A 13962-nucleotide genomic window follows, 5' to 3' on the forward strand; every position below is an offset into this window, starting at 1 on the left:
GGTGAAGGAAAGATGAAGCGGCGCGCGCGGGCGCTCTGTCCTACAATAGTGCTACTCCACACTTATCCGAGGTAACAATGGAAATCTGGCACGCACCGCTCGACCTGGCCACCCTCAACGCCGCCAGCGAGGGCACGGCCATGCGCCACCTGGGCATCGAATTCACGGCCTTCGGCCCCGACTGGATCGAGGCGACCATGCCCGTCGACCACCGCACCATGCAACCGTTCAAGCTGCTGCATGGCGGCGCGTCCGTGCTGCTGGCCGAAACCCTGGGCAGCATGGCCGCGAATGCCTGCCTCGATTCCAGCCGTCATGTGAGCGTGGGCCAGGAAATCAATGCCAACCACCTGCGCGGCGTGCGCGGCGGCCATGTGACGGGGCGTGCGACGCCCATCCACCGGGGCCGTACCAGCCAGGTCTGGGAAATCCGCATCAGCGGCGACGACGGCAAGTTATGCTGCATTTCGCGCATTACCATGGCCGTCATCGACGCCCCGGGCGCGGGCTGATACGGCGCCCCTTGACTTGCATCAAAGCATTAAAAGCGAGCGCGTGAAATCATAAATAACGCTGTTCGCTTATAATCCAGTGTGCTGTTGTAATCGCGCGAGGTTTCTTCCCGCGCGATTATATTGCCCGAAATTAGAAGCTGACTGCCCAAAAAACGCCAGTTAGAGACCCATCCTGCGCCATGCAGGAAAGGCAACACGACGGCGAGCAGATCGCTGGTTCCAAGTAACCAGCAACAATCAACTTTAGACAGGGCAATAACAACAATGATGTCATTCAATCGTTTGACGATAGGCGCGCGCCTGAGCGCAGGCTTCGGGCTGCTGGTTTTACTCATGCTGGTGCTGGCGGCTTTCGCACTGCTGCGCATCGGCGCCATCTCCGGCGCCATGGACGCGCAAGAAAAAGTTCAACTGGAAAAACTCGAACCGCTGTACGTGGCGCGCGAAGCGCTCGACCAGACGGGCCTGGCCGCCCGCAACGCGTATATCTTCCATGACCAGGCCGCCGCCGAAAAGGAGCTGGCCATCCTCGACAGCCAGAAAGCGCTGTACCTGGAAGCGCTAGACCGGCTGGCGCCAAAGTTCGCCGGCGATGCGCAATTCGAGAAAGTCAGCAGGGGCTTGAAAACCATGGCGCAGGAATTGCAGCGTCCGCGCCAGTTCCGCGCCACGGGGCAGATGGAGCAGTACGGCACCTTCCTCGTCGAAGAGTGCAGCCCCCTGCGGCGCCAGATCGTCGCCGATATCGATGCCGTCCTGAAAAACGTGCAGCGCGAATCGGAGCAGGCCAGCGTGGCCGCGCGCGCCATTTACGGCCAGTCGCTGCGCTGGATCGGCGTGCTGGCCGCGCTCAGCGTGCTCATTTGCATTGCGGTGGCCACCGTCATCACGCGCGGCCTGCTGCGCCAGCTGGGTGGCGAACCGGCGTATGCGGCCACGATTGCCGGGCGCATCGCGCTGGGCGAACTTGCCATCGACGTGCACACACGCCACGGAGACGACAGCAGTTTGCTGTTTGCGATCAAGACCATGCGCGACAACCTGGCCGCCATCGTCGGCAAGGTGCGTCACGGAACGGAAAGCATCGCCACGGCCTCGACCGAGATCGCTTCCGGCAACCGCGACCTGTCGCAGCGCACGGAGCAGCAGGCCGGCTCGCTAGAAGAGGTCGCCTCATCGATGGAAGAACTCATTTCCACCGTGCGTCAGAATGCGGACAACGCCCAGCAGGCGAACCGCCTGGCGCGTGAAGCGTCCGAGGTGTCGGAGCAGGGCGGCAAGGCGGTGGCCGAAGTGGTGCACACCATGGGCCTCATCAATGCCTCGTCGAACAAGATCGTCGACATCATCGGCGTCATCGACAGCATCGCCTTCCAGACGAATATCCTGGCCTTGAATGCGGCAGTGGAAGCGGCGCGCGCGGGCGAACAGGGACGCGGTTTCGCCGTCGTCGCCACCGAGGTGCGCAGCCTGGCGCAGCGCTCCGCGGCCGCCGCGCGCGAAATCAAGGCCTTGATCGACGATTCCGTCAGCAAGGTGGGCACGGGCACGGTGCTCGTCGAACAGGCGGGCGCCACCATGCACGACGTGGTGGCCGGCATCGGCAGGGTGACGGGCATCATGGCCGAGATCAGCCACGCCACGCAGGAGCAGGGCGCCGGCATCGAGCAAGTCAACCGTGCCATCGTCGACATGGACCGCGTCACCCAGCAAAACGCGGCCCTGGTCGAGCAGGCTGCGGCGGCCGCGCACGAACTGCAGCAGCAGGCGGCGCAGCTGGAACAGGAAGTGGGTATCTTCAAGCTGGCTCCGCCGGCCAACGCTCCCTTGCGCCTGGCGGCCTGACGCCGGATGCGCCGCAGCGCAGCGCGGTGCGTCACCAGCCATGCGCCAATAGTCCTATTACGCGCTACAATGAAAGTTGGATCACCGCCAGGACTACTCATGCAAGTGCGCAGCAGCCATGATCTATCCAGCCCGGACGACGACAAACCGGCGCCGCCCGTGCTGCAGCTGGCCCTTGCCGGCCTCGGCTGGGGTTTACTCACCTGCATGCTGTGCTTCGCCATCCTGTTCCTCACCAAATGGTTGTTGCCGCCCGAATACTGGGGCGCACATACAGGCTTGACCAAGTTCAAGCGCGAAATGTCGCTGCCCCTGCTGGTGTTCTGGGTCGTCATCTATTCTCCCATTCTTGAAACCTTCCTGGGACAGCTGCTGCCGCTGGAAATCCTCAGGCGCCTGGGCGCCAGCCGCCAGCTGAGCATCTTCATCGGCGCCATCCTGTGGGCCATCGTGCATTTCATCAGCGGCGGCTTGCTGCACGCCATCGTCGCGCTCGGTTCGGGCGCCATGTTCAGCTTTGTCTACCTGCGCTACCGCGCGCCCGGCGTAGCGGTTGCCTACGCGACAACGACCTTTTCCCGCGCTTGCAATAACATCGCCATCCTCATTGCCGTTTTTTACGGCCTCGACGCCTGAGTCCCTTCCTTTCTGAGCAAATACGGCACCAGCGCCGCCAGCGCCACGGCCAGCCCCGCCAAGCCGTTCAGTAGCTGGCGGAAGGCGGCGTCATAGCTGGCGCGCAGCAGCGCTTCCTGGCCGCCCAGCAGCTGTGTTGCCTGTTGGATATCACCGAGCGCGGCGCGGCTGGCGGCCGCCAGCACGGGCAGATCGGCGGGCAGCTGCCGCGCCAGCCCTGTGCCGATCAGGCCGGCCAATACGGCGCCCGCCAGGGCCAGCGCCACCCCATCGGCGCTGATGCGCACGGTATTGAAGATGCCCGTCGCCATGCCGGCCCGCTCAGTCTCCACCACGCTCAAGGCCATGCCATCCATCAAGCCCCACGGCAAGCCGATGCCGGCGCCGATCAGCAGCAGGGGGCCGGCCAGCGTCGCGGCGGTACCATGGCCCAGCACCTGCGCCAGCCAGGCCAGGCCCGCCGCGGCCAGCAGCAATCCCGCCGCGCACAGGGCGCCCACGTTGACCCGGCGCGACAGCAGCGCCGCCAGCATGGGCACGAGCAACAGCGGCGCGGCCAGGGCCACCATCAGGCGGCCCGCCGCCAGCGCGGACATGTTGTCGATGCCGATGAAGCGCCCCGGCAGCATGACGATGAGCACGATGAACAGGAAGGCGGGCGAGGCGGCCAGCACTTGTACGGCGATAAAGCGGCGCTGGCGGAACAGCGATAAATCCAGCAGGGGCTGCGCCGTCCTGCGCTCGATCGCGCCAAAGGCGAGGAACAGCAGCAAGGACGAGACGATGGACAGCAGCACGGCCCCGCTGCGCCATCCGTGTTCGGGTGCCAGCAGCATGCCCAGGGTCAACAGGCCCAGCGCGGTGCTGAAGCTGAGGGCGCCGGTCCAGTCCAGCCGCCCTTTGCCGCGCGGCGGATCGGCCGGCACGCTGAGCCATACCAGCAGCATGCCGATGACACCCAGCGCGGCCGTGGTGTAAAAGATGGCGGGCCAGCGGGCCAGTGCCAGCATGGCGCCGGCCGCCAGCGGGCCGAAGGCCAGGCCCAGGCCGAACGTCGTGCCCAGCACGCTCATCACCCGGCTGCGCGCCGCGCCGTGGAACAGGGGCGCCAGCGAGGACATGGCGGCGGCGAACGCGGCCGCGCCACCGAGGCCCTGCACAAAGCGCAGCGCAGCGATCCATGCCACCGATGGCGCGACGGCAATGGCCAGGGTCGCCATGCAAAACAGCGCCAGCCCCGCCAGCCAGACCCGGCGCCGTCCCAGCACGTCCGTCAGGCTGCCGGCCACCATCATGGCGCTGCCATAGCTGAGGATATACGCATTGATGACCCAGTTCAGCGCGGCGGCGCTGCCGTGCAATTCGGCGCCGAGGGCGGGCAGCGCCACGGCCGGGCCCGTGAAACACAGGGGTATCAGCAAACCCGAGAGGCAGGCGGCCAGCACTTGCAGGGGGAGTGAAAGACGTGAAGTGGTAGGCATGGGTGTCAGGTCTGAAAGAAAGAGGGGAGAGTATGGCGCGCCAGTCATTGAAGAAAAATGGGCTAAACTGATCAACATATCGGACACCAATGTCTTGAATGGAGTGCAAATGGATAGCTTGGGTGGCATCGCCATGTTCGTGCAGGTGGCCGACAGCGGCAGTTTTTCGGCTACGGGCAGGCTGCTGGGTCTGTCATCATCGGCTGTGGGCAAGAGCGTGGCGCGCATGGAGACGCGGCTTGGCGCGCGCCTGTTCCAGCGCAGCACGCGGCATCTGGCGCTGACGGCGGAAGGGGAAAAGTTCTTGCAGCGCTGCAAGCGCATCCTGGCCGAGGTGGAAGCGGCCGAGCGGGAATTGAGCGAGGCCAGCAGCGGACCCAGCGGCCGCCTGCGCCTCAGCCTGCCACGCTACAGCGGCCTGTTCGAGCCTGCCATCGGCGCCTTCATGCAAGCTTATCCCGCCATCGAACTCGATCTCGATTTCTCTGACGCCATGGTCAATATCGTCAGCGACGGCTTTGACGCCGCCGTGCGCACGGGCGAGCTGGCCGACTCGGGCTTGATGCGGCGCAAACTATGCACGTTCCGCCGCCTGCTGGTAGCGTCGCCAGCCTACCTGGCGCGCCATGGCCGGCCTGCCGATGGGGCCGGGCTGCTGCGGCACGCGCGCCTGGACTACCGCTTTCCCGCCACGGGCCGAATGGAACAGTGGCCGCTGTTGGACGAGACTGCCCGGCCGGCGTCCGGCATGATCTGCAACAGCGTGGAAATGCGCGTCTTCCTGGCCGTGCAAGGGCAGGGCATCGCCTACCTGCCTGCCTTTGCCGTGCAGCGCGAGCTGGCGGCGGGGCAACTGGTTTCGTTGCTGGATGAGCATACGCAGGCGCACACGGCATTCTGGCTGCTGTGGCCGGCCAGCCGCCACCTGCCGCCGCGCCTGCGTGTGTTTATCGATTTCATGGTGGCGCAATTGCAGGAGCGTACTTTTGGAGGCTTGCCTTGAGCGATGACCATACCGTTGCCGGCCTGCAGCGCCACGTGGCCGGCGTCACCGTCAGTCACGAGCATCCGTTTCCCGTGCCGCCGCTGCCGCCGCAAGAGCCGCTGACGGCGTCCCTGCGCGACGACTGGGTGCGGCCTCTGTACATGGGCTTGCACCAGCCTCAGGCGCGCGCATGCGTGGCCCGGCTGGCGCTGGCCGACGACACCGTCATCGCGCGCCTGCTGGGGCAATTCGACTGGCGCAGCCGCACGGCGGGCGCCTATCTGGCCGCATTGACTGAGCGGCCCGCCTTCACGGACCAGCTGGGCGGCTTGCTGCTGGCCAGCGAGGTCTGCTACGCGGGCAGCGCCTATTGCCTGGCGCTGGTCGCCTTCGACACGCCCGCCAGCCGCGATTATCTGCACCGTTATCTCGAACACTATTTGCGCCAGCCGCAGCTGCATTTTGAGCAGGCACAGGCGATGGCGGCCATACTGTATCTGGATGACAAGAACGGTACTGCCGAGGCCACCCGCCTCGCGCCAGCGTGGGCCGATTTTGCGGCCAGCCGGCCGGGCCTGACGCTGGACGATGCCTGCGCTGTGTTTGTCAATGACATGGCCGCATTGCGCGCCATGGTTGTGCAAAGATGACTATATTGGTGGTTGTCCTTCCCGCACAGGGAAGGCGTTCCTGTTTCGGACTAGGGAGACATCATGCATAGCGTACAAAAGATTACCCCATGTTTATGGTTCAACGGCAAGGCGGAGGCGGCGGCCCGTTTTTATACGGAAATATTTCCCAATTCGAAGATTGGCCAGATCCTGCGCTATGGCGAGGAGGGCAAGGAAATCCACGGCCAGGAGCCGGGCAGCGTCTTGACGGTAGCGTTCGAACTCGATGGCCAGACGTTCACGGGCTTGAACGGCGGCCCCCTGTTCCAGTTTTCCGAAGCGATTTCGTTCCAGGTCAACTGCGAAACCCAGGACGAGGTTGACCATTACTGGAATTTGCTGTCCGAAGGCGGGCCGCCGGAAGCGCAGCAATGCAGCTGGCTCAAGGACCAGTTCGGCGTGTCCTGGCAAATCGTGCCCACCCTCATGATCAAGCTGCTGACCGACCCCGATCCCGTCAAGGCCCAGCGCGTGATGAAAGCCATGATGGGCATGAAAAAGATCGACATCGAAGAGATCAAGCGGGCGTACGCCGGTTAGTGCGGCCCGCCGGGCGGGGAAGGGCGGCCGCACGCCAGCGGGCCGCCCTGTCCAAGAGGGCCGGCATTTGTTATAGTCCCAGCCATCTTTCCATCCGCCTACAGACCCTGCCATGACCTCAAGCACCAGCAGCACCATCGCGCCCCGCACCTTCGGCACGCCCCTGTCTTCCACCGCCATCAAAGTCATGCTGCTGGGTTCCGGTGAACTGGGCAAGGAAGTGATCATTTCGCTGCAGCGCCTAGGCGTGGAAGTGATTGCCGTCGACCGCTATCCAAACGCGCCGGGCCATCCGGTGGCGCACCGCTCGCACGTGATCGACATGAGCGACGGCGTGGCGCTGGCCGCCCTGATAGCCCTGGAAAAGCCGGACTTGATCGTGCCGGAAATCGAAGCCATCGCCACCGACACTCTGGCGGCGCTGGAAGCGGCCGGGCAAATCACGTGCATCCCGAACGCGCGCGCGGCCGTGCTGACGATGAACCGCGAAGGCATCCGCACCCTGGCGGCCGAAACCTTGGGCGTGGCGACGTCACCGTACCGCTTCGCCAGCAGCCTGCAGGAGTTGCAGGCCGCTTGCCAGGAGATCGGTTTTCCGTGCGTAGTGAAACCCGTGATGTCGTCGTCGGGCAAGGGCCAGTCCAAATTGGATAGCGCCGCTGACGTGGAAACGGCGTGGGCGTATGCGGCCAGCGGCAGCCGTGTCGATACGGGCAGGGTCATCGTCGAAGGCTTTATTGACTTCGATTACGAAATCACCTTGCTGACGGTGCGTGCCGTCGGCGCTTCGGGGCAGATCGAAACGCAGTTCTGCGAGCCGATCGGCCACTTGCAGGTGCATGGCGACTACGTGGAATCGTGGCAGCCGGCCCGCATGGCGCCGCTGGCCCTCGAGCGTTCGCGCGAGATCGCCCGCAAGGTGACGGACAACCTGGGCGGCCTGGGCCTGTTTGGCGTGGAGCTGTTCGTCAAGGACGATATGGTGTGGTTCTCGGAAGTGAGCCCCCGTCCGCACGACACGGGCATGGTCACCATGGCCAGCCAGGTGCAGAGCGAATTCGAGCTGCACGCGAAAGCCATCCTCGGTTTGCCCGTCAACGTGGCGCTGCGTTCGCCCGGCGCCTCGGCCGTCATCTACGGCCAGCTGGAAGCGAAAGGCATCGCCTTCGAAGGCGTGGCCGACGCCTTGAGCGTGCCGGGTGCGGACTTGCGCCTGTTCGGCAAGCCGGAATCGTTCGCCCGCCGCCGCATGGGCGTGGCGCTGGCCACGGCCGACGATATCGACACGGCCCGCGCGCGCGCCGTGCTGGCCGCGTCCAAAGTCAAGCCGGTGGCTAAATAATGGTGGATGCCAGCCTGCCGCTGGCCGACGCCGGCGGCGACGAGATCAAGCGCAAGCTGCGCGGCCACATCGCGCGGCGCAACCTGGCCGGCGCCGCCAACGACTGCAAGTGGAACGAACTGCTGGCCTTCATGCGCGGGCAGCCCGACTGGGCGCCATCGTACCGTTACGGTTCCGTCACCGGCTATGTCTCGCGCTGGGATACGGAATGGGATTACCACCCGCCGTTTCCCTTCCTGGGCGTGGAATGGTTCGACATCAGCCTGACCTCGGAAGAACACGTGGGCATGCTGCTGTCTAAAAAAATCATCGACCATGGCGTGTGGATCGTGCCCGAACTGGAACGCATGGGCTTCGATTTCGAAGTGCGGGACCGGGTGGTGCGCATCTGGGGCTATCTGCCCCGCAACTATCACGATTTTCCACCCGCCGATTAATTCAAAGAGTATTCTCATGCCTGAAAACGCTATCCCTCAAGTACCGCAACCTGACGACGCCGTCGTCGGCAAGGAAGCGGGCGCGCAGATGCTGGCCACGGCCTGCGACGCGCGCGACGCTTTTTATGCCACCCTGGGCGTCATGGACGCCGACGTGCTGGCGCCGCTGGTCAATCCTGCCTTCATGGGCGGCCCCCGCTGGCCATCGTTGCGCCAGGCCTGGCGCGTGATCCGCCGTGCCGACTCCATGCTGATCGCCAGCGATGGTTTGAGCGATCCGTTCGAGGATGACGACGACGTTTTTGTCCCGCGCGGCCACCTGCTGGAAGTGTGCATCGAGGCGCCGCTATCCGCCTTCGACGGCCAGGAAGTGGCGCGTTCCTGGCTCTTTGACCTGGTCTACCAGGTCAGCCAGAACGTGGCCGATCATGGCTCCATCGATTTGCTGATGCAGCGCCACGGCAGCGTTTCGATGGTGCTGGATGTGCAGCATGCGCCGGAGGGTCTGGAAGACGAAAACGAACAGGTGGGCGTGCTGCTGGCCCAGGGCGCGGCCACGATTCCGCCATCCTTCGCCACGCCGTATGGCGAAGTGATGCTGCTCACCGCCACTGTGCTGCAGCTGGCCGAACTGGCGTACATCAGCGAGGCCGAAGACAAGGCGCAATCGCGGCGCGACCTGGCCGCCGCGCTGGCTGCTTCGCCGACCGGGCATTTGAGTGTGCCCAGGCGGCCGGCCGTCATTCCCCGCTAGGCTTTTCCACTGGCGGCACGGCCGGTGCTTCCGCTGTGGCGGCCGCCGCTTCAACAGTAACAGCATCGGCGACGGGCGCCGGCGGCGGCTCGCGCCACTTGCCCGCTGCTTTCAGCTTGTTCTTCAGCCCCGGCAGGGGAAAGCCCAGCGCATAGGCTTTTTGCGCGTGCGCGCTGGCCTTCTCGTATTCTTTTTTCTTTGCATACATCAGGCCCAGGTTGTACTGGATGGTGGCCTGGTCGGGCGCCAGGCGGCCGGCCGCATCCAGTTGTTCCAGCGCCATCGCATCCTGGCCCGTGGCCAGCAGATAATTGCCATACACCATGCGTGCCGTCACGTCGTGCGGCGCGAAGGCGATCGCCCGTTCGAAGTAGCAGCTGACCGTGTAGCGGGCGCCTGCCGGCTGCGCGCCTTTCAGGCGCAAGCCCAGCTTGGCCATCGAGGCCAGCGCCCGGTGGTGATTCGGAAAGTGTTCGAGCGTGTAGCTGATGTCGCCGCCCAGGCTGCCCGTCATGCCTTGCGTGAGCGTTTCCACGGCGCGCGAAAAATGGAATTTCTCGACCACGGACAGGCCGGAGCGGTCTTCCGCGCTCGTGTAGTCGCCGCCCGGCGTGTGCTTGACGTAGGGCGGGCACTCGGCGGCGCCGGCGCTGGCGCAGCAGGCGGCGAGGGCGCAGGCAAACAAGGGATGCTTCATGGTGGGCTCCTGTGGCTGACCTGGTCCAGCAAATCGGCCAGGGCGTTGCTGCGGGCTTGCCGCGATTGCAGGGCGATGACGGCGGGGCTGGCCAGCGGTGCGCGGCCCTGGCGCGCCAGTTCCAGGAAGCGCAGCAGCGCGCGCGCGCAGTCGCCGCTCGAGGCCAGCTGGCCGATGGTGTCGATGCCGCAGTGGCGCAGCTTGGCCGCGCTGTCGCCCGCCAGGTCGGTCAGCGCGAGGATGGGCCGGCGGCAGCGCAGGTATTCATACAGCTTGGCGGGAATCTGCGCGTTGCAGTTGGCCGCCTGCAGCAGCAGCAAGCCATCGGCGGCCAGCATTTCCTGCAGCGCCGCGCCGTGCGGCTGCAAAGGCTCCAGGCTGACCAGGTCCAGAATGCCGTATTTCGCCAGCAATCCCGCCAGCCACGCATCGTGGCCAGTGGCGCGCAGCACCAGCTGGAAATTACGCGCATGCAGCACGCCGTCGTGGCGCAGCCGGGCCAGAGCTTCGAACAGCGGCTGCGGATCGCGCTCGGACGGGTAGATCACGCCGCTGTGCAACAGCAGAAAACGGCTGCGGTGGCCGCGCAATCCGTCCAGCGGCGCGGCGCCCCCATCATCGTCATGGCCATTCTCGATCAGGCGGAAATGCTCGCGCGGCAGCTGCGCCAGGCGCCGCTGGTGCGCCGCGATGGCGCCCGGTGTGGTGCAGACGATGGCCGCGCTGCGCGCCGCGATGCGCTGTTCGATCCAGGCATGCATGCGGTGCAAACGCGCTTCGGGCGGATACGGCGCCAGCGGATCGCTATCGTCCAGCATGGGGTCGCGCTGGTCGGCGATCCACGGCAGGCCGCTGAGTTTTTGCAAGGTCATCGCGATCAGGTGCGCCGTGGCGATCGGGTACGTCGACCAGAGGGCGTCGGGGCGATACTCGCGGATCATGCGCAGGCCGGCCGGCACGGCGCTCAGCCACCAGGAACTCCAGCGGTCGGGCAGCGCCAGGCAGCGCGGATAGCGCCCGGCGATGGCCAGGTGGCGCGCCGCGTCCAGCGCCAGCGTGCGCCGCACGGTGGCTTGCGCGCCGATCTGCGCCAGCTGCGACTCGCCCCGCTGCGCATACGCGAGGGCGCTGGGGCTGAGCACGAGCGGTTGCCAGCCGCATTCGGGCAAATGGCGCGCAAAGCCCAGGGTGCGCAGGATGCCGCTGCCCCCCTGCAGCGGCGGAAAATGGTAGGCGATCATCAACACCCGTTTTGGTCGGGCCACGTTCGGTCGGGCCGCGTTCGGCGTGATCGCTACCATGACTGCAGCCACCGTGCACACAGCTGTTCGACTTCGGCGCGCCAGGCGGCGCTGGCGAAGGTGTGGTTGGCGCCGTTGACCTGCGCCTGCGTCCATTGCGCGCGGGCGGTCACGGTGCGCCAGGCAGGATCCCCATCGAGCAGGGCTTGCCACTCGCGCGCGCCCAGGTCGTCGCCGCTGAGGACCAGCAAGACCTTGCCCTGGAATTGCGTCAGCGCCCGCAGCAGGGCCGGCGCGGGCGCGTCGCCGTCCTGCGTTGCCTGCGCCTGCACCTGCGTGGCGGCCGCCACCTGCCGCAGCGAGGCCAGGCTGGCGCCCAGCTGCAGTCCGCCGCTGGCCAGCTTGCGCCAGAAACCACCTTGCAGCAGGCGTGGCAGATAATAATGGCGCAAGGTGGCGCGCGCCAGGCCGGCGCTGCTGCGCACCCACGGGTTGAGCAGGACCAGCGCGACGATGCGCGCGTCGTTTGGCGCATGGCAGGCGGCCGCCGTGGCGCCGTCGCACAAGCCCCACAGCGCCACTTCGCGCAGCGATGGCACGGCGTCGAAGAATTGCGCCAGCGCGCCGGCGATGTCGGGACCGGCGGCGCGGTAATCGCGCGCGCTACCCTCGCTGTCACCCATGCCGCGCAAGTCGAAACGCAGCACGGGCAAGCCGCGCGCGGCCAGGGCGCGAGCCAGCAGGACGAACTGCCGGTGGCTGCCCACCCTGTACTGCGGCCCGCCCGTGATGATCAAGACGCCGCGCGGGCTTGGTGCGTCGGGCAGGCTGAGGATGCCGACCATGCGCGCCTGCGACTCATCGTCTTCAGCTGCACTGCGAAAGCGCAGGGCCAGTTCGCGCACGGCGGGCGCCGCGAGGTGCTGCTGACTGTTGTCGCGCTTCATGGCGACGTCCTTTCCTCATCGAGCCAGTCGCGACACAGGGCACGCGTGGCGTCCAGCAGTTGCGGACACTCGAGCAGCTCGCCGCTATGCCAGAACGGGCCATCGCCAAAGCTGGCCACGTGCACAGGGGCGCCGTGTTCACGCCATTGCCGCGCAAGGGGCGGCAAGGGTGCGGCTGCCTGTTCCGGCCCCTGGTAATCGAGCCAGTAGACGGGCACCGCCGGCAGCAGCGCGGAGCCGCTGACGCCTTCGATGGCCTGCGCCAGCTCGGGCGCCAGCCGGTAGCCGGCCACCTCCACAGCTGCACCCTGCGCTAGTGCGGCGCGCGCCTGGCCGGGGGCTTCCTGCGTGCCGCCGGCCAGCATGCTTGTTGCCAGGCGCAGGCGCAGGAAGCGGTCGATGCTGCGCCGTCCATCGAGTTCCGGCTGCCACAGCAGCAAACGTGCCAGGGGCAGCGGCGCGCGGTTGGCGAAATCCAGGGCCAGCAGGGCGCCCAGGCGCAAGCCCCACATGGTTAGCGGGCCATCGACCCGCTGCGCCAGCCACGCGCAAGCCAGGTGCAGGTCGTTGTGCCAGATGTCCCAGCGCGCCTCGCTGAAGTCGCCGCTGCTGTCGCCGCAGCCAAACAGGTCGATCTGCAGCACGCTGTAGCCGGCTGCGGCAAAGGCGCGCGCCTGTGCGGCGGCCACGTGGCGGCTTTTATTCAGTTCTTCCGCAAACGGATGCACGTAGAGGATGCCGCCGCGCGCGCTGCGGCCCGGCGGCGGCAGGTGCAGCAGGCAGTAGCGCTGGCCGCCGCTGGCTGGCAGGAAGAAGGGCAGCAGCGGCAAGGCGTCGAGGGAGGCGCAGCTCATGGTCGCAGCTTTGCAAACACGAAATCGTGCAGGGTGCCCACGGTGGCGAAGTGGCGCGCATGGATGTCGTCGTCGGCGACAAAGATGCCGAAATGGTCTTCCAGCGCGGCGATCACGCCGATCACGGCCATCGAGTCGAGTTCCGGCACGCTGCCCAGCAGCGGCGTGTGGGCTTCCAGCACGCGGCCGTTCAAGCCCAGCGTGGTGTCGAGGATGTGTTTTACTGCTTCAAGATGCGGCATGTCAGCTCCAGGGAAGGGTAGTGGGGCAGGCGGCTGGTATCGAAGGCCAGGCAGGCGATATCGTCCGGGCGGCGCGACAGGTGCAGATAGGGCGGCAGGCTGGCGGCCATCCATTGCCAGCGCCCGCAGCGAATAAAGGTGGCCGTGCCCAGCGCGTGCGTGCCCAGGCGCGCATGGGCGCCCAGCGAGGCGCGGTTGAAGCGCGAGATGCGGCTGCACGACCAGCGCACGCCCTGCGCATAGAGTACAGCGTTGGCTTCTTCCCACAGGCGGGCGAAGACCAGGCCGCCGCGCTGGTCGGGATGCACCCACACGTCCAGGTCCCACGACGACTGCTTCGACGCCAGCGCATAGCGGGCGCGCACCTCGTCTTCCTGGCAGCCATGGCGCAGCAGCCAGATCCAGCCAGCCATGCTGGCCTTGGCCGTGTCTTTGCCCGCGTCATGCGCGCTGCGGGCCACCAGGCATTGCGCGCCCTGCCGGTAGCGTTCGTGCAGCGCGCCGGGCCGGCGCTCGGGACCGGGCGGCAAGTCCGCCTCCGCCAGGCAGGGGGTGACGGCAATCGACTGGCCGCGCCCGCGGCACAGCGAACCGGGCGCCACGGCTTGCGCCACGAATTGATAACGGTATAGCGCGCAGCGTCCGCCCGGCACCATCGCCAGCAGCCGCGCCAGGGCCAGCCAGGCGCTGTCGCGCCAGCCCAGTTGGCGAAGGCTGGCGGCAAGCCGGTGCAAGCGGGGGAAATGGATGAAATGGGCGAAGCTGGCCATGGCGG

Annotated in this window: 16 protein-coding genes; 9 read left to right on the forward strand and 7 right to left on the reverse strand. The window is 66.6% G+C overall.

Features of this window, described 5'->3' with window-relative positions:
- Positions 1 to 77: 77 nt before the first annotated feature.
- The 3 genes from ACQ4WY_RS00390 to ACQ4WY_RS00400 all read left to right on the forward strand — a co-directional run bounded on the left by ACQ4WY_RS00390 (position 78) and on the right by ACQ4WY_RS00400 (position 2996).
- A complete protein-coding gene (locus ACQ4WY_RS00390; protein ID WP_436502323.1) occupies positions 78 to 512 on the forward strand; it encodes a hotdog fold thioesterase in 435 nt (144 codons plus the stop codon).
- Between the two features lie 267 nt (positions 513 to 779).
- Positions 780 to 2360 carry a methyl-accepting chemotaxis protein gene (locus ACQ4WY_RS00395; RefSeq protein WP_436502324.1) on the forward strand — a complete coding sequence of 527 codons (1581 nt, stop codon included), beginning with the start codon at positions 780 to 782 and terminating at the stop codon, positions 2358 to 2360.
- Positions 2361 to 2459: 99 nt separating this feature from the next.
- Positions 2460 to 2996, forward strand: coding sequence for a hypothetical protein (locus ACQ4WY_RS00400; RefSeq protein WP_353657308.1), 537 nt, complete (start codon positions 2460 to 2462; stop codon positions 2994 to 2996).
- Here ACQ4WY_RS00400 and ACQ4WY_RS00405 read toward each other — a convergent pair.
- Complete coding sequence (locus tag ACQ4WY_RS00405; RefSeq protein ID WP_436502325.1) at positions 2978 to 4477, reverse strand: MFS transporter; 1500 nt, start codon at positions 4475 to 4477, stop codon at positions 2978 to 2980. The genes ACQ4WY_RS00400 and ACQ4WY_RS00405 overlap by 19 nt on opposite strands.
- Positions 4478 to 4586: 109 nt before the next feature.
- Between ACQ4WY_RS00405 and ACQ4WY_RS00410 the strand changes: the two genes are divergently transcribed.
- From ACQ4WY_RS00410 to ACQ4WY_RS00435, 6 genes are all read left to right on the forward strand, one after another.
- Positions 4587 to 5480, forward strand: a complete 894-nt coding sequence (locus tag ACQ4WY_RS00410; protein WP_436502326.1) for a LysR family transcriptional regulator — start codon at positions 4587 to 4589, stop codon at positions 5478 to 5480.
- Positions 5477 to 6112, forward strand: coding sequence for a DUF6000 family protein (locus ACQ4WY_RS00415; RefSeq protein ID WP_436502327.1), 636 nt, complete (start codon positions 5477 to 5479; stop codon positions 6110 to 6112). The genes ACQ4WY_RS00410 and ACQ4WY_RS00415 overlap by 4 nt, the downstream gene beginning before the upstream one ends.
- Before the next feature lie 63 nt (positions 6113 to 6175).
- A complete protein-coding gene (locus ACQ4WY_RS00420) occupies positions 6176 to 6673 on the forward strand; it encodes a VOC family protein (protein ID WP_436502328.1) in 498 nt (165 codons plus the stop codon).
- Positions 6674 to 6785: 112 nt separating this feature from the next.
- On the forward strand, positions 6786 to 8015 hold the full coding sequence (purT, locus tag ACQ4WY_RS00425) for a formate-dependent phosphoribosylglycinamide formyltransferase (protein ID WP_436502329.1): 1230 nt from the start codon (positions 6786 to 6788) through the stop codon (positions 8013 to 8015).
- Positions 8015 to 8452 carry a DUF6678 family protein gene (locus tag ACQ4WY_RS00430; RefSeq protein WP_436502330.1) on the forward strand — a complete coding sequence of 146 codons (438 nt, stop codon included), beginning with the start codon at positions 8015 to 8017 and terminating at the stop codon, positions 8450 to 8452. Before purT ends, ACQ4WY_RS00430 begins: the two co-directional genes overlap by 1 nt.
- Before the next feature lie 16 nt (positions 8453 to 8468).
- The gene (locus ACQ4WY_RS00435) at positions 8469 to 9206 is read left to right on the forward strand and encodes a hypothetical protein (RefSeq protein WP_436502331.1); all 738 of its coding nucleotides are present in this window, start codon (positions 8469 to 8471) and stop codon (positions 9204 to 9206) included.
- Here the strand turns inward: ACQ4WY_RS00435 and ACQ4WY_RS00440 are convergent.
- Genes ACQ4WY_RS00440 through ACQ4WY_RS00465 form a run of 6 tightly spaced genes read right to left on the reverse strand, consistent with a single transcriptional unit; the run spans position 9193 to position 13957 of the window.
- Positions 9193 to 9903 (reverse strand): ABC transporter permease, encoded by a 711-nt coding sequence (locus tag ACQ4WY_RS00440; RefSeq protein WP_436502332.1) that lies wholly within the window; start codon positions 9901 to 9903, stop codon positions 9193 to 9195. The genes ACQ4WY_RS00435 and ACQ4WY_RS00440 overlap by 14 nt on opposite strands.
- A complete protein-coding gene (locus ACQ4WY_RS00445; RefSeq protein WP_436502333.1) occupies positions 9900 to 11204 on the reverse strand; it encodes a glycosyltransferase in 1305 nt (434 codons plus the stop codon). Before ACQ4WY_RS00445 ends, ACQ4WY_RS00440 begins: the two co-directional genes overlap by 4 nt.
- A complete protein-coding gene (locus ACQ4WY_RS00450; protein ID WP_436502334.1) occupies positions 11198 to 12091 on the reverse strand; it encodes a hydrolase 1, exosortase A system-associated in 894 nt (297 codons plus the stop codon). The genes ACQ4WY_RS00445 and ACQ4WY_RS00450 overlap by 7 nt, the downstream gene beginning before the upstream one ends.
- The gene (locus ACQ4WY_RS00455; RefSeq protein ID WP_436502335.1) at positions 12088 to 12945 is read right to left on the reverse strand and encodes a hydrolase 2, exosortase A system-associated; all 858 of its coding nucleotides are present in this window, start codon (positions 12943 to 12945) and stop codon (positions 12088 to 12090) included. Before ACQ4WY_RS00455 ends, ACQ4WY_RS00450 begins: the two co-directional genes overlap by 4 nt.
- Positions 12942 to 13187, reverse strand: a complete 246-nt coding sequence (locus ACQ4WY_RS00460) for an acyl carrier protein (protein ID WP_436502336.1) — start codon at positions 13185 to 13187, stop codon at positions 12942 to 12944. Before ACQ4WY_RS00460 ends, ACQ4WY_RS00455 begins: the two co-directional genes overlap by 4 nt.
- On the reverse strand, positions 13166 to 13957 hold the full coding sequence (locus ACQ4WY_RS00465; RefSeq protein ID WP_436502337.1) for a hypothetical protein: 792 nt from the start codon (positions 13955 to 13957) through the stop codon (positions 13166 to 13168). The genes ACQ4WY_RS00460 and ACQ4WY_RS00465 overlap by 22 nt, the downstream gene beginning before the upstream one ends.
- Positions 13958 to 13962 lie beyond the last annotated feature (5 nt).

It is taken from the genome of Janthinobacterium salmonicoloratum, assembly GCF_051380845.1.
Classification (GTDB): domain Bacteria; phylum Pseudomonadota; class Gammaproteobacteria; order Burkholderiales; family Burkholderiaceae_D; genus Janthinobacterium; species Janthinobacterium lividum_F.

Excerpts from the sequence above, each read along its gene's own strand:
- ACQ4WY_RS00430 (WP_436502330.1), top strand. The coding sequence starts at position 8,015 with ATGGTGGATGCCAGCCTGCCGCTGGCCGACGCCGGCGGCGACGAGATC.
- ACQ4WY_RS00455 (WP_436502335.1), bottom strand. The coding sequence starts at position 12,945 with ATGAGCTGCGCCTCCCTCGACGCCTTGCCGCTGCTGCCCTTCTTCCTG.
- ACQ4WY_RS00460 (WP_436502336.1), bottom strand. The coding sequence starts at position 13,187 with ATGCCGCATCTTGAAGCAGTAAAACACATCCTCGACACCACGCTGGGC.
- ACQ4WY_RS00440 (WP_436502332.1), bottom strand. The coding sequence starts at position 9,903 with ATGAAGCATCCCTTGTTTGCCTGCGCCCTCGCCGCCTGCTGCGCCAGC.
- ACQ4WY_RS00445 (WP_436502333.1), bottom strand. The coding sequence starts at position 11,204 with ATGGTAGCGATCACGCCGAACGCGGCCCGACCGAACGTGGCCCGACCA.
- ACQ4WY_RS00410 (WP_436502326.1), top strand. The coding sequence starts at position 4,587 with ATGGATAGCTTGGGTGGCATCGCCATGTTCGTGCAGGTGGCCGACAGC.
- ACQ4WY_RS00435 (WP_436502331.1), top strand. The coding sequence starts at position 8,469 with ATGCCTGAAAACGCTATCCCTCAAGTACCGCAACCTGACGACGCCGTC.
- purT (WP_436502329.1), top strand. The coding sequence starts at position 6,786 with ATGACCTCAAGCACCAGCAGCACCATCGCGCCCCGCACCTTCGGCACG.
- ACQ4WY_RS00465 (WP_436502337.1), bottom strand. The coding sequence starts at position 13,957 with ATGGCCAGCTTCGCCCATTTCATCCATTTCCCCCGCTTGCACCGGCTT.
- ACQ4WY_RS00395 (WP_436502324.1), top strand. The coding sequence starts at position 780 with ATGATGTCATTCAATCGTTTGACGATAGGCGCGCGCCTGAGCGCAGGC.
- ACQ4WY_RS00390 (WP_436502323.1), top strand. The coding sequence starts at position 78 with ATGGAAATCTGGCACGCACCGCTCGACCTGGCCACCCTCAACGCCGCC.
- ACQ4WY_RS00420 (WP_436502328.1), top strand. The coding sequence starts at position 6,176 with ATGCATAGCGTACAAAAGATTACCCCATGTTTATGGTTCAACGGCAAG.
- ACQ4WY_RS00400 (WP_353657308.1), top strand. The coding sequence starts at position 2,460 with ATGCAAGTGCGCAGCAGCCATGATCTATCCAGCCCGGACGACGACAAA.
- ACQ4WY_RS00450 (WP_436502334.1), bottom strand. The coding sequence starts at position 12,091 with ATGAAGCGCGACAACAGTCAGCAGCACCTCGCGGCGCCCGCCGTGCGC.
- ACQ4WY_RS00405 (WP_436502325.1), bottom strand. The coding sequence starts at position 4,477 with ATGCCTACCACTTCACGTCTTTCACTCCCCCTGCAAGTGCTGGCCGCC.